We start from the raw sequence: 13,975 nt of genomic DNA on the forward strand, positions 1-13,975 counted from the left end.
AGAGGTTCTTGGCGCATCGCATTCTCATCGTCGACGACGAGGGCCACATCCGCGAGGTCATCCGCGTCGCCCTGAAGAAGGCCGGCATGGACGTGATCGAGGCGCGCGACGGCAAGGAGGCGCTCGCCCGCTTTGCCGCCGACAGGCCCGACCTGATCGTGCTCGACATCGGCATGCCCGAGTTCGACGGGCTCGACGTCTGCCGCGAGGTGCGCAAGACGTCCGACGCGCCGATCCTGTTCCTGTCGGCGCGCGACGAGGAGATCGACCGCATCCTCGGCCTCGAGATCGGCGGCGACGATTACGTGACGAAGCCGTTCAGCCCGCGCGAATTGGTGGCGCGGGTCAACGTCATCCTGCGCCGCCTCAGCCCGCGCAGTGGCGAGGCCAAAGCAAGTCCGGCCGCGCTGTCGCAAGGCGGCCTGCTGATCGATCCCGAGCAGCATGTCGCGACCTTCGCCGGCACGCCGCTGAAGCTGACCGCGATCGAGTTCGGCATTTTGCGCGCGTTCCTGACCCGGCCGACCTCGGTGTTCAACCGCGAGCAGCTGATGCGGGCGGCCTATCAGCTCAACATCCAGGTCTCCGACCGCACCATCGACAGCCACATCCGCAACATCCGCGCCAAGCTCGCGGCGTTGAATTGCGAGAACGTGATCGAGACCATCCACGGCGTCGGCTTCAAGCTCGGCCGCTGCGAGAAAGAGGCATGAGCGCAGCGCCCGACAAATGGCGGCCGTCGCTCACCCTCGTGATTTTCACGGTGCTGGCGACCGTCGGCGTGCTGCCGCTGGTCGGCCTGTTCTTCTTCCGCCTCTACGACAACCAGCTGATCCGCCAGACCCAGGCCGAGCTGATCGCGCAGAGCCGCGTGCTTGCGACGATCTATGCGCAGGAGGTCACGGCGCGGCTCGACAGCGGCCTGACGCTCGGCGCCGAGGTGCCGCCCAACGTGCTGCCCGACCCCGGCGACCAGGTCACCCCGATCCGTCCCGCGCTCGACCTCACCGCCAACGATCTCTTGCGGCGGCGACCCGATGCGCAAGCCGCGCCGCAAGCAGCGCAGCCAGCCTATGTCGAGATCGGCGCAAGACTGACGCCGATCATCCGCGAGACCCAGAAGGTGACGCTGGCGGGCTTTCGCATCCTCGATCCGCAGGGCGTGGTGATCGCCGGGCGGCAGGAGGTCGGGCAGCCGCTCGCCCATATCGAGGAGGTCGCGGACGCGCTGCACGGGCAATACCGCGCCACCTTGCGCAACCGCGTGCCGGACAAGCCGCCGCCGCCAATCTATTCCTTCAGTCGCGGCCTCGGCGTGCACGTGTTCTCGGCGATGCCCGTCATCGTCAACAACCGCGTTGCCGGGGTGATCTACACCACGCGGACGCCAAGCAACATCTTTGACCATCTCTACCAGGAGCGGGCCAAGTTCGTGCTGGCGGGGCTCGCCGTGATCCTGGGCACCATCGCGATCGGCCTCGTATTCTCGCGCACCATCACGCTGCCGATGCGCGAGCTGATCGACCGCGCCGCGCGGATCGGCCGCGGCGACCGCGAGGCGTTTCGGCCGCTCCGGCACTACGGCACCCGCGAGTTCGCCCAGCTCTCGCACAGCTTTCTCGGCATGGCGGAACAGTTGGCGCGGCGCTCCGACTATATCGCGACGTTCTCGGCCCACCTCACCCACGAGCTGAAATCGCCGCTGACCTCGATCAAGGGCGCGGCCGAGCTGTTGCAGGATTCGTTTCAAGGAAAGCCGGAAGGCCTGACCCCTGCCGAGCAGAAGACGTTCATCGCCAACATCCTGTCGGACACGCAGCGGCTGGAGGCGATGGCGCAGCGGCTGCGCGAACTCGCCCGCGCCGAGAGCCTGCCGCAGAACGAGCGCACCGAGCTTGCGCCCGTGATCGCCGACCTCCGGAGCCGGTTTCCGGCCAGCTCAATCGAGGCCAGCGGCCGCCTCGACCGGGCGATCGGCATGTCCGGCGAGAAGGCATTGATCGTGCTGTCGCATCTCGCCGACAACGCGATGCGGCACAGAGCGAGGACCATCAGGCTGGAGGCGGAGGACGAGCGGACGACCCTGCTTGTGACGGTCAGCAATGACGGCGAGCCGATTTCGGCGCCGAACCGCGACAGGATATTTGATGCGTTCTTCACCACCCGCCGCGACCAGGGCGGCACCGGGATGGGGCTGGCGATCGCGCGCGCGGTGATGGCGAGCCATGGCGGCTCGATCAGGCTCAAGCCGACCGACGAGGGCGCGGCCTTCGAGCTCCAGTTTCCGATCGCCTAGATCGCGAACACCCAGGCGGCGACGATGGTGCCGATGGTGACCAGACCGGCGATGGTCCAGCCGGCGGCATATTCCAGCTCAGGATGACCAGTCGCCCGCATGATCTCTGCCGGATCGGCGGTATGCTTCTCTGCCATGACAGCCTCGCACGTTTTTTTCCGTGTCCTATGTAAGTCGCTTCAGCCGCCAATAGGTTCCATCACGGAAATGCGAGCAATGACGCAGCTAGGTCTATTCGCCGACCCGCAAGCCGGCCCTGCGGGGCTTCGCTATACCGATGACTTCGTCGAGGCCGCCGTCGAGCAGGACTTGATCGGCCGCATCGCAGCATTGCCGCTGCAGCGCTTCCAGTTTGGTGCCTTCGAGGGCAACCGCCGGGTGGCGTCGTTCGGCTATCGCTATGACTATTCGCTGCAACGGCTGGCCGAGGCGGAGCCGATCCCGGACTGGGTCCTGCCCGTCGCGCGGCAGGTCGAGGCCTGGGCGGGCCTCGCCGCCGGCAGCGTCCGGCAGGTGCTCTGCACCGAATATGACACCGGCGTCGGCATCGGCTGGCACCGCGACAAGCCGCATTTCAAGGAGATCCTCGGCCTGTCGCTGGGCTCGCCGTGCAAATTCCGCTTCCGCCGCCGCAGCGGCGACAAATGGGAGCGCCACGCGCTCGAAGCCCTGCCGCGCTCGCTCTACCTGATGGACGGCGAGGCGCGGTCGCGATGGGAGCACAGCATCCCACCGGTCGAGGCACGCCGCTATTCGATCACCTTCCGGACCATGAAGCGGGTGTAACGGCCGGTCCAAAACTAAAACTGCGAAAACAACCCCATGCACAGTAGAACGCGCGGCCGGCATGCGGCCGCGGTCGCGCGCCGCAACCGTTTGACACGTCGGACCAAAACAGCCGCACCGCGCAATCGCCGCGCGGTTCGCGGATTTTCCCCTCAGTTGCGGGCCAAGGGCAAGATGTCGGGCGGAAGAGAAGCCGCCACTCGACTCTCCGCAAGATTGTAAGTTAATCTCGCTTCTATCGGCCGGTCCATTTTTAGCCGATGTTGCAGCATTTCAGGGCGCCGCACGGCGCCTCCCGGCAGAAGACATTTTCAAGGGAAGCTCGCGATGCGTTCGCTGTTTGCGCGGCTGCACCGGCGTTACGGGCCCAGGATTTCGGGGGCGGAGCGCCAGCGGCGGGTCAAGGACAAGCTCGCCCTTCAGCCCACCCCGCCCACAATCCGCTCACCCACCGCGCTCCGCGCGCTGGCGGTGCGACGCCCGAAAGTCGCGATCATCGGCGGCGGCTTCGCCGGCCTGATGGCGGCCTCCGAGCTCGTCGCCCATTGCGAGGTGACGCTGTTCGAGGCCCGCGACCGCTTCGGCGGCCGGGTTCTCAGCAAGAAGAAGCCGAGCGGGATCGTCGAGGCCGGCGGCGAGCTGATCGGCTACAATCATCCGCTCTGGCTGAAATATGCCAAGCGGTTCGAGCTCGGCCTCTCCGTCATCACCTCGGACACCAATTTCGACGCGCTCGAGCTCGACATGCCGGTGTTTCTCGACGGCCACAAGCTCTCCGACGGCCAGATGAAGCGGGTCTATCACGAGATGGACGATGCTTTCGGCAAGCTCAGTCGGTGGGCCGGCAGGGTCAAGCCTGACAAGCCCTGGCGCGCCAAGGGCGCAAGGAAGCTCGACGCCAGGACGATTGCGGAGTGGATCGCCAGCCTCGACTGCTCGAAGCTCACCAAGCACGCCATGGAGGAGCAGTTCTCCAACGACGCCGGCCAGCCGACCACCAAGCAGAGCCTTCTTGCTAATCTGGCCGTCGTCGCGGGCGGACGGATGAAGGACCAGATCGACGCCTTCTTCACCCAGACCGAGACTTTGCGCTGCTCGGAAGGCAATCAGGAGCTCGCCATTCGTCTCGCGCAGGACATCGAGGACAAGGGCGCCAGCACCCACCTGTCGACGCCGGTGCGCGCCATCCGCATCGACAGCGAAGGCGTGACCCTGGAGTTCAGCCCCTGCGGCAACGGGACGGCACGCGCGTCCTTCGCCGCCGATTATGCCGTGCTCGCGATACCCCCGAGCCTGTGGCCGGACTCGCCCAACGCCAAGATCACGATCACGCCCCACCTGCCGCACGACTACTACGTCACGATGGGGACGGCGGTGAAATATCTCAGCCCGCTCAAGAAGCGCTTCTGGATCGGCGAGGGCCTCGCCCCGACGGCCATCTCGAACCAGTTCGGTGTCACCTGGGAAGGGACGGACAACCAGATCGCCCCGCCGGATCATCCGGTCGAGCTCAGCCTGTTCGCCGGCGCCGACGTCGCTGCGGAAGCTCTCAAGCATTACCAGCCCGGTGACCAGACGCAGGTCGACGCGTTCTACGCGCAGCAGATCGGCAGCGTCTACAAGGGCTATGTCGCCCATCTGGCCGATCAGCCGGAGTTCATGGCCTGGCCGCGCGACGAATGGACCGCCGCCGGCTACTCCTGTCCCGCCCCCGGCGAGGTGTGCCTCGCCGGGCCGCTGCTGGCCAAGGGCTTCGAGGACCGCCTGTTCTTTGCCGGCGAGCACACCTGCTTTGCGTATTTCGGTTACATGGAAGGCGCTCTCCAGTCCGGCCAGACGGCAGCGGCGGTGATCATCAAGGCCATCGACAAGCAGCCTGAAGCGAATGGCTCTGCCCGGACTAGCAATTCTGTCATAGGTTCGGGACGCCTTGCGGCGGCGAAGCCGTGACCGGAGAGGAAGCGACGCGAATGACATTCACGAGAAGGGCCCGATCCAGGATTTGGGCCCGCATCATCTCCGCGCTCGCTTTTGCCGGCGCCTTCAACGTCGCCGGAGCCTCGGGGGCAACGCCTGCAAAAGTCTCGGGCTCGACGGCGCTGGCGCTCGCGGGCGTGATCGCGCCGCTGTCGCCGGACCTGACCGGCGCCGAGAGGAAGGCGGTGGCGATGCTGTTCGCCGCCAATGCCGAGATTCCCTACAAGAAGCCGATCGTGGTGACCGTGGACAGAATCGTCTGCCGCACCGGCAATGTCGACATCACGCTACGCAATTGCGAGCTGACCTTCGGCAAGAAGAGCAGGACCGTGAACGGCTCGACGGCCAATGAAATTTTCGCGACAGAAGCGCTCGCTGGCATTCCGCCCGATGGTGCGGCGGGATCGAGCTTCGAGAGCCTGAGCAAGCTGAGCTGCACGATCGACCCCAATGCCATCCGTCGCAAGGATGGCAGCGGAGCCGACTGCACGTTCCAGCCGGGGAATTGAACCGCGCATGGGCAAGAACATGGGCAAGAAACCGGGTGCCGTGAAATCGCCTCAAGACGAACTAACTAATAAGGCGAATTGAAAAGACAGGTCAAACGCGCGAACCCATATCGGGCACGCAGGGCCGGCACCAACATACCAACATGAAGAATTATCTCGCTTTCTTCCTCATCCTGGGCATGACGGCAGCCTCCGCACACGGTCCGTCGCCCGCGCGGCTCACGGGGCCGTCCAATCTCGTCCGGGTGGGCCTCACCGACAACGACACGACCGCCGGCGGCACCGCGCGCCTGTGCGAGCAGATCTCCTTCTCGCGCGGGCTGCGCTACGGCGACAGCGAGGCCAATGTGCTCGACGTCGCCACCAGCAGCGAGACCAAGGCGGATACGCCCCGGCCCGTGCTGCTGTTCGTGGGGGGCGACACCTTTACCGGCGATCGCGGCGCGCCGGACCTGTCCCGCGAGATCCAGGACCAGGCGATGTGCTTTGCCGCGCGCAACGGCATGATCGGCGTGCGCGTCAACTATCGCTTTGCGCCTGCGGCGACCTGGCCGATGGGTGCAACCGACGTCGCGGCGGCGCTATCCTGGGTCCACGGCAATATCGACCTGTTCAATGGCGATGCCCGCGAGATCGTCGCGGTCGGCTACGGCGCCGGCGCCTTCCATGTCGCCACCTTGCTGGCGCATCCCGAATTCCAGACCGACCGCGCCGATGTCGCCGCCGTCGTGCTGGTGTCCGGGATCTACCGCGCGGGCAAGGACGCGAGCGACAGCGAGAAGGCCTATCTTGGCACTGACCCCACCCAATACGACAAGCGGTCGGTCTTCCCCGGCATCCTCAACGTCGACGCGCCGATCGTGCTGGCCTGGGCCGCGAACGATCCCGCGAACCTCGTGGCGCAGGGCGAGACCTTGAAGAAGACCCTCTGCGGCGCCGGCCACTGCCCGCGCAGCACGCTGCTGCGCAGCCGCGACGGCATCGCCGCCGCCTTCGGCCTCGACGGCTCCGGCGACAGCCTCGCCGAACCGACCCTGCTGCTGGTGCATCAGCTCGAGGCGCGGGAGCTGCCGTAGCAGTGCGTTACGGGCGGCGTGCCGATCCACTCGCACCTTTTGCTGAGCTACCCCTCTCCCCCGCCCTCCCCCGCAAGGGGGGAGGGAGCGCAGCGGAGCACGTGGCCACGCTGTGCCCTCATCGCCGACGCGCTAATGAATGGAGTCACTCGCCAAACGAAAGGTGCGTTCCCTCCCCCCTTGCGGGGGAGGGTTAGGGAGAGGGGTGCCACATGGCAAGCTCTGTCGATTGATGGCCCGTCAACACGGCTGTCGTTTCGTTCGCGATGCGTCGCCTTGAAGCGGGCGATCAAGCCACAGCTTTGACAAACGCTTGACGTAGATCAAGCGGACTTGGTGCGGATTGAGCCGACCTCTTGGAGGGGCCAATATCAAGGTATCGAGCATGCGCGTCATCGGCAGGATGCTGTTCGTTTCGATGATCGCTATCGCGTCGCTTGGCGCGATGTCCCAGCAACACGCAGAACAACCCGCGAGCGGCGATGAAATCCGCATCGGCAATGTCATGCCGTATTCGGGACCGCTCTCGGAGTTCGGCGCCATCGGCCAGGCGGAGGCCGCCTATTTCGACATGATCAACGCGCGCGGCGGCATCAACGGCCGCAAGATCCGCTTCATCACGCGCGACGACAATTCCGATCCGGCCACCGCGCTGGAGCTGACGCGCAACCTGGTCGAGAAGGACGACGTGCACCTGATGTTCGGCTCGTTCGGCACGCCCGGCAATATCGCCACGCGCTGGTACCTGAACGAGAAGAGAATCCCGCAGCTGTTCGTCGCCTCCGGCGACGAGGAGCTGAGCCAGGCCAAGGCGTTTCCCTGGACCATGGGTTGGCAGCCCTCATTCCGGTCGGAGGGGCGCATCTATGCCAACTATATCCAGGCCTATTACCCCAAGAAGAAGATCGTGGTGCTCTGGCAGAACGACCAGTTCGGACGCATGCTCTACAGGGGCATCCAGGAAGGTCTTGGCGACCTGAACCGCCTCGTGCTCGTCGACATCGCCTTCGACATTGCCGATGAGCATCTCGAAGGGCATGTCTCGATCCTCAAGCGCGCGGGCGCGGATATTTTCGTCTTCCTCGGCGTGCCGTCGACGGCGTCCAAGGTGATCAAGCTGGCGGCGTCACTCAAATGGCGCCCGGTCATCATCGTCAACGACGCCTCCGCCTCGATCGCCAACGCGATGGCGCCCGCGGGCCTGGAGAATTCGTCCGGCGTGATCTCGGCGGCCTTCCTGAAGGATCCGAGCGACCCCGCATGGAAGAACGACCCCGCCATGAAGGACTGGTTCGCCTTCATGGACAAGTACCATCACGTCGAAAGCACCAACAACAGCGCCGCGGTCTACGGCTACGGCGCAGCCGAGGCGCTGACACAGGTGCTGAAGCAATGCGGCGACGACCTGTCGCGCGAGAACATCATGCGTCAGGCGGCTTCGCTGAGGGATCAGCAGCCCTCCGTTGCCTTGCCCAACATCAGGATGAGCACCTCGCCCAACAGCTACCTGCCGATCAAGCAGATGCGGCTTGTCCAGTTCGACGGCCGTTCCTGGCAGCCTTTTGGCGATGTGATCGAGACCGCGTTCACGGAAGGGGCGGCGCGGTAGGCTTCACGTGGACCTTTTGCTGGCCCACCTACCCGCTGACGCGGGACTTCACCTTTCGCGTTGTAAGAGGTCGGCGCTTACCCTCCCCTGGAGGGGTCCGGGACGAGCGTAGCTCGCCCGTGGGTCGGCTCATGTTGAGCGAAGCGAGACATGAGACGGGGTGGGGTGACGGTCTATCCTCATTGAACACTGCCCGCGTGGAGAGATCACCCCACCCCGCTCGCGCTGCGCGCGATCGACCCTCCCCCTCCAGGGGAGGGTAAGAGCACCCTCACGCCGGCTTGAGCGCGGCCAGCGCGTTTTCCAGCAGCGAGCGGACGCGCGCGGCATCGCCTGACTTCACCACGGCAGGGTCGAGATACAGCTCGAGGCCGGGCGCGCGCTCGGTGATGACACCGCTCTTCTCCGCCGCCGCGTCGTTGAGCGCGTCGACCGAATAGGGAATGATTTCGCGGCTGATGCCCTTCATCGTGATCGCGGGCAGCGCGTGCGCGCGGACGATGTCGCTGACCAACGCAAAGGTCTCGTAGCTCAGCACGATGCCGCCGGGCTCGGCGATCGATTGCAGGCGCGCGGCGAGGTTCGCTTCGGCGCCGATGATCGTATAATCCATGCGGTCGCTGCTGCCGAAATTGCCGACATTGCAATAGCCGGAATTGATGCCCATCCGCGAGCGGAACGGCTGCTCGATGCCGGAGGCGCGCCACTTCGCATTGAGCTCGGCAAGACGCTGCTGCATCCGCCAGGCCATCTGGAGGCAGGCCTCAGCGTCCGCACGGTCGCCCCTGGTCTCGGGGTCGCCGAAGAAGATCAGCATGGCATCGCCGATGAATTTGTCGATGGTGCCGCCATATTCATGGGCGATCGCCGACATCTCGGTGAAGTATTCGTTGAGGAGCTGGGTCAGCAGCTCCGGCTGCAGCCGCTCGGCGGTCGCCGTAAAATTCTGGATGTCGGAGAAGAAGATCGTCAGCTTCTTGCGCTCGGTGTGGATGGTGACGTCCTTCTGGCCGCTGAAGATGCTCTTGTAGACCTGCGGCGGGATGTAGCGCGAGATCTTCATCGACAGCGAAGCCAGGAAGTCGTTGGCGGATTCGAGCTCCTTGTTCATGCCCTTGATGCGGCCGGCCTGGCGGCGCTGGAGCGAGAGGAACGACAGGCCGCAGCCCGCGGCGATGAGGAAATAGGCCAGCAGGAACTTGAACGAGAAGATGTTGGCGGCGATCGGCTGCGCGATGATCACCTCCTGGATGCCTCTGATGTCGCCGACCTTCCAGTCCTTCTTCGGGCTCTCGGGGTGGCTGTTGTGGCAGCTGACGCAGGCCGGGCCCATCGTGACGGGCGCGACCAGCCGGACCTTGTCGGAGAACAGCGAGGTCTCGGTCTCGACGATCTTCTGCTCGGGGTCCTTCCGAAGCGCGTCGAGCGCGTCCTTCTCGAACTTGTCGAGCTGGTGCGCGGCGCGGTTCTGGAACGGGAAGTCCGAGACGAAGCGGTAGGTGATGTTCTCCTGCTGCGCGCCGATCACCCGTCCGAGCTCCAGCGACAGCGTCGCCGGGATCGGGATCGCACCGGGGACGGATTCGTAATTGTGCACGACCCTGGTGGTGCCGTTTGGGTTAGCCAGGATGCGGCCGACGACGTTGGACGCATAGTAGCTGCGCACGCTCGTGATCACCGAGTTGAGGTCGGCGGCCTGCCGGCGCAGCGCGGTCTTGCTGAGGTCGGTCAGGTCCAGCCACACCGCGACCGGCAAAGCGAGCAGGAGCAAGGCGATCACGGCCCCCGTGAGGATGCCGCTCTTGCGCTGTTCTTCGGAGATCTCTTGTTTCACCCTGTGGCTCCGTCGTGTGCGATCTTGTCGCAAACCCCGGGAATTCGCGGCAAGAGCTTGCGGCGGCACAGAGCCCGCAAATGCGAGACCGCGCAACCCCATTTCATGGTGGGTCGCAGCAAATGGCTTTTCGTTTCATGGCGAATGTTTAAGATCGGCATTAACCTGCATTCACTCCGCCCGGAGATCCTCCATATGACCGAGACCATCCGCATCACGCGCTTCAATGCGCGCCCCGTGATCGTGCCGATGAATTTGCCGCTCAAGACCTCGACCGGCACGGTCGCAAAGGCGCCGCTGGTGCTGATCGACTGCGAGACCGACCAGGGCGCGGTGGGGCATGCCTATCTGTTCTCGATCACGCCTTCGGCCTTGAAGCCGCTGACGACGATGGTCGCGGAAATGTCTGAGCTCGTCGCCGGCGACGAGCTGCTGCCGTTCGAGATCGAGCGCAAGCTGACCCAGCGCTTCACCCTGCTCGGCCTCGCCGGCCTGCAGCGGCTGGCGCAATCCGGCATCGACATGGCGGCATGGGACGCGCTGGCGCGTAGCAAGGGCTTGCCGCTGGCGCGCCTGCTCGGCGGTGCGCCGAAGCCGGTCAGGGCCTACAATTCGAAGGGGCTCGGCATCATGCCGGCGGGCGCCGCGGTGGACGAGGCCCACAAGCTGCTGGCCGAAGGTTTTCACGCCGCAAAGATCCGCGTCGGCCGGCCCGATGCGCGGGAGGATCTCGCCGTGGTACGCGCGGTGCGCAAGGCCGTCGGCGATCAGGTCACGCTGATGTGCGACTACAACCAGGCCCTGACGGTCACCGAAGCCATCCGCCGCGGCGAGATGCTCGACGACGAGGGGCTGACCTGGATCGAGGAGCCGATCCGCCACGACGATTACGAGGGCAACGCCCGCATCGCGGATGCGCTGCGCACGCCGGTCCAGATCGGAGAGAATTTTGACAGTGCCTTCTCGATGCAATCAGCGCTGTCCGCGGAAGCCTGCGACTACGTGATGCCGGATGTCCAGCGCATCGGCGGCGTCACCGGCTGGCTCCGCGCCGCCGCGCTCGCGCAGGCCGCCGGCATCGAGATGTCGACGCACCTGTTCTCGGAGGTCAGCGCGCACCTGCTCTGCGTGACACCGACCGCGCACTGGCTGGAATATGTCGACTGGGCCGACGCGGTGCTGGCGACACGATTGCAAATCAAGGACGGCTTTGCCCTGCCGGGCGAGGAGCCCGGCAACGGGATCGCGTGGGACGAGGCGGCGGTGAAGAAGTATCTCGTCTGATAAGACCGCCTCTTACGACCGAACAGCGGCAATCATACTCAGCTCGACGGGAGCGCCCCGCGGCAACTCGGCGACGCCGACAGACGTGCGCGTGTGACGACCGCGATCGCCCAAGCGCTCGATCAGCCGGTCGGAGGCCCCATTCATGACTTGCGACTGCTGGGTAAATCCAGGCGCTGAAGCAATGTATCCAACGAGCTGCAGGACCTGGACGATCCTGTCCTCTCCGCCTGTTGCGTGGTTGATGGCCGAAATGCAGAGATCGGCGCAGAGAGCAGCGGCCTCCTGCGCGGCCGCGATATCGACATTTGCGCCGACCTTGCCCGCATACAGCAGGTCCTCACCGCGACGCGGCAGCTGACCACTGACATACGCAATTCCACCATGGATGATCACCGGCAAATAGTTGCCGCCGGGCTTGTTCACGCTGTTCATCTCGAAAACCTGCCTTCTCGTCACGTCCGGCGAAGCGACACGTTTTGCCGAACGCCGCAAATTGTATCTCACCAGGCTCGTCGCCCTAATGGAGGACCGGACAATGGCAGGCGGCGAGTCACGGATCAAGGCTGCGAAGCATTTGCATGCCGAAGGCAGTGCGCATCCGGCCCGACAAGGTCTCGCCACCGCGCATTGCGTAGCGGCGGCGGGCACGATAACGATGCCCCCATGTCCACATGGCGGCCCCACCCTCACATCCGCGTCGTCGCGCTCGGCCTGCACTGGCGGGACGGGCGGCTGCTGGCGGCCGAGGTGCGTGACGATGCGGGGCGGATCAAGGGCGTGCGCCCGCTCGGCGGCGAGATCGAGTTCGGCGAGAGCTGGCGAGCGGCGCTCGTGCGGGAATTTTGCGAAGAGCTCGGCGTGGACATCACCATCACGGGCGAGCCGCTGGTGATGGAGAACATTTTTATGCACGAGGGATCGACCGGGCATGAGGTGATGTTCATCGCGGAGGTCGCGCTTCCAGACGGCGCGTTCAGCGGCCAGGACCGCATCGATTTCCGCGAGGATAACGGGGAGCAGATCGTCGCGCGATGGTTCGACCTTGCCGATCTCGACGTGCAGGGCGGACCGAACCTCTATCCGAACGGGTTGAAGGATGTGCTGCTCCGGCGGAAGGTTTCTACTCCGTCACCCTGAGGACGTCGCTGTCTCCACATCGTGCTACCAAACCTCCGCGCCGGGGATTTTCTTGCGCACCGCCATGCGCTGGATCCAGATGCAGCGACGGACGGATCTGTTGGAGCGGCCGACGGCGGATATCCCCTCGCCGGCCTGAAGCAGCGGCGCGATGTTCGCGCGCAGCGCCCGGCAGCGCTGGAGCTCGGCCTGCCAGTCGATCACCGCTGCATCCGCGCATGACGCCATCAGCGCCAGCACAGCCATTGCAAGACAGGTCGCCCGCATCGTTCGCATTCCTTTCACTGTGATCCCCCCGCGTCGCGCCGGTAGCGGAAGTCGCAATGGCTCGCGCGCCTTGCATGATGGTCTGCGCCCGCGTCAGCTTGACGTCGGGGCCGGCCCCTTCCGCAGTCGCAAAGTCGGAAGTGCAGACAAAGGAGAAAAGCCGAGCTCCGGCTCGCCCAGCTGTGGCGGCCCAACAAGGCTGAGCCAACGCAGACGTGATTCAGCGGTTACCGCGGATCGCCAGATCCTGAAGAGTCGACGGCGCAGTCAGTGATATTATCCCCATCATACCAAATGCTGCGCGGGCTTCCCTAAGGACCAGCCAACGTCAAGGAGAACTCGAGTGCCGTTGTGGAAAGTCTATCACCCCGTCGGGGCCTACTCGGCTCATGACAAGAAGGAATTCGCAGAGAAGGTCACCGCAATGTATGCGAGGATTCCCATCCCGAAATTCTACGCCGTGATGATCTTCGAGGAAGTCGCCGCAGGTTCGGTCTATGTCGGCGGAGCTTCGCACGAGAAATTCGTCCGCTTCAAGATCGACCACATGGCGAGGACGATGCCCGGCCCCGTCATCAGGGAATGGTGGGTGAAAGCAGTCGACAAGTTGATCGCGCCCTACGTCAAGGACCGGGGATACGACTGGGAGGTCACCATCGACGAGCTACCGGCCGACCTTTGGTCGATTCAGGGGCAAATTCCGCCGCCATTCGAATCCCACGCCGAAAAAAGATGGGTCAAGGAGAACCGCCCGAGTTCGTATGACCTCCAGGAAAAGCTGCCGGTCGGAGCCCTGTTCAAGCCGGGCGTGTCCGCCGGCTGAGGCGACGCCCGCAAGACTGTCGATCGACGCAAGACGCCGCTCCGCAGGGCGGACCGAGCCTCTATCCGACAGGACTGAAGGACCTGCTGCTCCGGCAGAAGAGCCAGTCCACCTGACGGGCGCCTGCTACCACGCCTCCGCGCCGGGGATTTTCTTTCGCACCGCGATGCGCTGGATCCAGACGCAGCGACGGACGGATCTGTTGGAGCGGCCGACGGCGGATATTCCCTCGCCGGCCTGAAGCAGCGGCGCCACGTTCTGCCGCAGCACGCGGCAGCGCTGGAGCTCGGCCTGCCAGTCGATGATCGCCGCGTCGGCGCATGACGCCATCAGCGCCAGCATTGCCATGGCAAGGCAGCTTGCCCGCATCATTT

Annotated in this window: 15 protein-coding genes; 10 read left to right on the forward strand and 5 right to left on the reverse strand. The window is 65.1% G+C overall.

Going from position 1 to position 13,975, the window contains the following annotated elements; genetic code table 11:
- Positions 1 to 8 precede the first annotated feature (8 nt).
- Complete coding sequence (locus ACVJ5M_RS42145) at positions 9 to 713, forward strand: response regulator (RefSeq protein ID WP_063985684.1); 705 nt, start codon at positions 9 to 11, stop codon at positions 711 to 713.
- On the forward strand, positions 710 to 2,296 hold the full coding sequence (locus tag ACVJ5M_RS42150; protein ID WP_354098021.1) for an ATP-binding protein: 1,587 nt from the start codon (positions 710 to 712) through the stop codon (positions 2,294 to 2,296). The genes ACVJ5M_RS42145 and ACVJ5M_RS42150 overlap by 4 nt, the downstream gene beginning before the upstream one ends.
- On the opposite strand, the gene ACVJ5M_RS42155 is transcribed toward ACVJ5M_RS42150, so the two are convergent.
- Entirely contained in the window at positions 2,293 to 2,433 is a 141-nt protein-coding gene (locus tag ACVJ5M_RS42155) for a hypothetical protein (protein WP_007597071.1), read from the reverse strand. The two genes, ACVJ5M_RS42150 and ACVJ5M_RS42155, sit on opposite strands and share 4 nt — an antisense overlap.
- Before the next feature lie 79 nt (positions 2,434 to 2,512).
- On the opposite strand from ACVJ5M_RS42155, the gene ACVJ5M_RS42160 reads away from it, so the two are divergent.
- The 5 genes from ACVJ5M_RS42160 to ACVJ5M_RS42180 all read left to right on the forward strand — a co-directional run bounded on the left by ACVJ5M_RS42160 (position 2,513) and on the right by ACVJ5M_RS42180 (position 8,253).
- On the forward strand, positions 2,513 to 3,082 hold the full coding sequence (locus tag ACVJ5M_RS42160) for an alpha-ketoglutarate-dependent dioxygenase AlkB (protein WP_063985686.1): 570 nt from the start codon (positions 2,513 to 2,515) through the stop codon (positions 3,080 to 3,082).
- Between the two features lie 327 nt (positions 3,083 to 3,409).
- Positions 3,410 to 5,032, forward strand: a complete 1,623-nt coding sequence (locus ACVJ5M_RS42165) for a flavin monoamine oxidase family protein (protein ID WP_354099987.1) — start codon at positions 3,410 to 3,412, stop codon at positions 5,030 to 5,032.
- A gap of 20 nt (positions 5,033 to 5,052) precedes the next feature.
- On the forward strand, positions 5,053 to 5,568 hold the full coding sequence (locus tag ACVJ5M_RS42170) for a hypothetical protein (RefSeq protein ID WP_063986717.1): 516 nt from the start codon (positions 5,053 to 5,055) through the stop codon (positions 5,566 to 5,568).
- Positions 5,569 to 5,711: 143 nt separating this feature from the next.
- Complete coding sequence (locus ACVJ5M_RS42175; protein ID WP_063985688.1) at positions 5,712 to 6,644, forward strand: alpha/beta hydrolase; 933 nt, start codon at positions 5,712 to 5,714, stop codon at positions 6,642 to 6,644.
- A gap of 385 nt (positions 6,645 to 7,029) precedes the next feature.
- Complete coding sequence (locus tag ACVJ5M_RS42180; protein ID WP_166083309.1) at positions 7,030 to 8,253, forward strand: ABC transporter substrate-binding protein; 1,224 nt, start codon at positions 7,030 to 7,032, stop codon at positions 8,251 to 8,253.
- Between the two features lie 271 nt (positions 8,254 to 8,524).
- On the opposite strand, the gene ACVJ5M_RS42185 is transcribed toward ACVJ5M_RS42180, so the two are convergent.
- Positions 8,525 to 10,087, reverse strand: coding sequence for an adenylate/guanylate cyclase domain-containing protein (locus tag ACVJ5M_RS42185; RefSeq protein WP_063985689.1), 1,563 nt, complete (start codon positions 10,085 to 10,087; stop codon positions 8,525 to 8,527).
- Between the two features lie 195 nt (positions 10,088 to 10,282).
- On the opposite strand from ACVJ5M_RS42185, the gene ACVJ5M_RS42190 reads away from it, so the two are divergent.
- A complete protein-coding gene (locus ACVJ5M_RS42190) occupies positions 10,283 to 11,371 on the forward strand; it encodes an enolase C-terminal domain-like protein (RefSeq protein ID WP_231143652.1) in 1,089 nt (362 codons plus the stop codon).
- Positions 11,372 to 11,383: 12 nt separating this feature from the next.
- On the opposite strand, the gene ACVJ5M_RS42195 is transcribed toward ACVJ5M_RS42190, so the two are convergent.
- Positions 11,384 to 11,806: a RidA family protein gene (locus tag ACVJ5M_RS42195; RefSeq protein ID WP_063985690.1), complete on the reverse strand. Its 423-nt coding sequence runs from the start codon at positions 11,804 to 11,806 to the stop codon at positions 11,384 to 11,386.
- 231 nt (positions 11,807 to 12,037) lie between these two features.
- On the opposite strand from ACVJ5M_RS42195, the gene ACVJ5M_RS42200 reads away from it, so the two are divergent.
- The gene (locus ACVJ5M_RS42200; protein WP_063985691.1) at positions 12,038 to 12,511 is read left to right on the forward strand and encodes an NUDIX hydrolase; all 474 of its coding nucleotides are present in this window, start codon (positions 12,038 to 12,040) and stop codon (positions 12,509 to 12,511) included.
- Positions 12,512 to 12,535: 24 nt separating this feature from the next.
- On the opposite strand, the gene ACVJ5M_RS42205 is transcribed toward ACVJ5M_RS42200, so the two are convergent.
- Positions 12,536 to 12,778 carry a hypothetical protein gene (locus tag ACVJ5M_RS42205; RefSeq protein ID WP_063985692.1) on the reverse strand — a complete coding sequence of 81 codons (243 nt, stop codon included), beginning with the start codon at positions 12,776 to 12,778 and terminating at the stop codon, positions 12,536 to 12,538.
- 343 nt (positions 12,779 to 13,121) lie between these two features.
- Between ACVJ5M_RS42205 and ACVJ5M_RS42210 the strand changes: the two genes are divergently transcribed.
- The gene (locus tag ACVJ5M_RS42210) at positions 13,122 to 13,601 is read left to right on the forward strand and encodes a tautomerase family protein (RefSeq protein WP_071909434.1); all 480 of its coding nucleotides are present in this window, start codon (positions 13,122 to 13,124) and stop codon (positions 13,599 to 13,601) included.
- A 126-nt stretch (positions 13,602 to 13,727) separates the two neighbouring features.
- On the opposite strand, the gene ACVJ5M_RS42215 is transcribed toward ACVJ5M_RS42210, so the two are convergent.
- A complete protein-coding gene (locus tag ACVJ5M_RS42215) occupies positions 13,728 to 13,973 on the reverse strand; it encodes a hypothetical protein (RefSeq protein ID WP_063986720.1) in 246 nt (81 codons plus the stop codon).
- Positions 13,974 to 13,975 lie beyond the last annotated feature (2 nt).

The organism is Bradyrhizobium sp. S3.7.6 (genome assembly GCF_054061875.1).

Bases quoted from the DNA above. Each gene is read 5' to 3' on its own strand.
- ACVJ5M_RS42205 (WP_063985692.1), bottom strand. From the start codon at position 12,778: ATGCGGGCGACCTGTCTTGCAATGGCTGTGCTGGCGCTGATGGCGTCA.
- ACVJ5M_RS42195 (WP_063985690.1), bottom strand. From the start codon at position 11,806: ATGAACAGCGTGAACAAGCCCGGCGGCAACTATTTGCCGGTGATCATC.
- ACVJ5M_RS42170 (WP_063986717.1), top strand. From the start codon at position 5,053: ATGACATTCACGAGAAGGGCCCGATCCAGGATTTGGGCCCGCATCATC.
- ACVJ5M_RS42165 (WP_354099987.1), top strand. From the start codon at position 3,410: ATGCGTTCGCTGTTTGCGCGGCTGCACCGGCGTTACGGGCCCAGGATT.
- ACVJ5M_RS42200 (WP_063985691.1), top strand. From the start codon at position 12,038: ATGTCCACATGGCGGCCCCACCCTCACATCCGCGTCGTCGCGCTCGGC.
- ACVJ5M_RS42190 (WP_231143652.1), top strand. From the start codon at position 10,283: ATGACCGAGACCATCCGCATCACGCGCTTCAATGCGCGCCCCGTGATC.
- ACVJ5M_RS42155 (WP_007597071.1), bottom strand. From the start codon at position 2,433: ATGGCAGAGAAGCATACCGCCGATCCGGCAGAGATCATGCGGGCGACT.
- ACVJ5M_RS42215 (WP_063986720.1), bottom strand. From the start codon at position 13,973: ATGATGCGGGCAAGCTGCCTTGCCATGGCAATGCTGGCGCTGATGGCG.
- ACVJ5M_RS42160 (WP_063985686.1), top strand. From the start codon at position 2,513: ATGACGCAGCTAGGTCTATTCGCCGACCCGCAAGCCGGCCCTGCGGGG.
- ACVJ5M_RS42175 (WP_063985688.1), top strand. From the start codon at position 5,712: ATGAAGAATTATCTCGCTTTCTTCCTCATCCTGGGCATGACGGCAGCC.
- ACVJ5M_RS42180 (WP_166083309.1), top strand. From the start codon at position 7,030: ATGCGCGTCATCGGCAGGATGCTGTTCGTTTCGATGATCGCTATCGCG.
- ACVJ5M_RS42150 (WP_354098021.1), top strand. From the start codon at position 710: ATGAGCGCAGCGCCCGACAAATGGCGGCCGTCGCTCACCCTCGTGATT.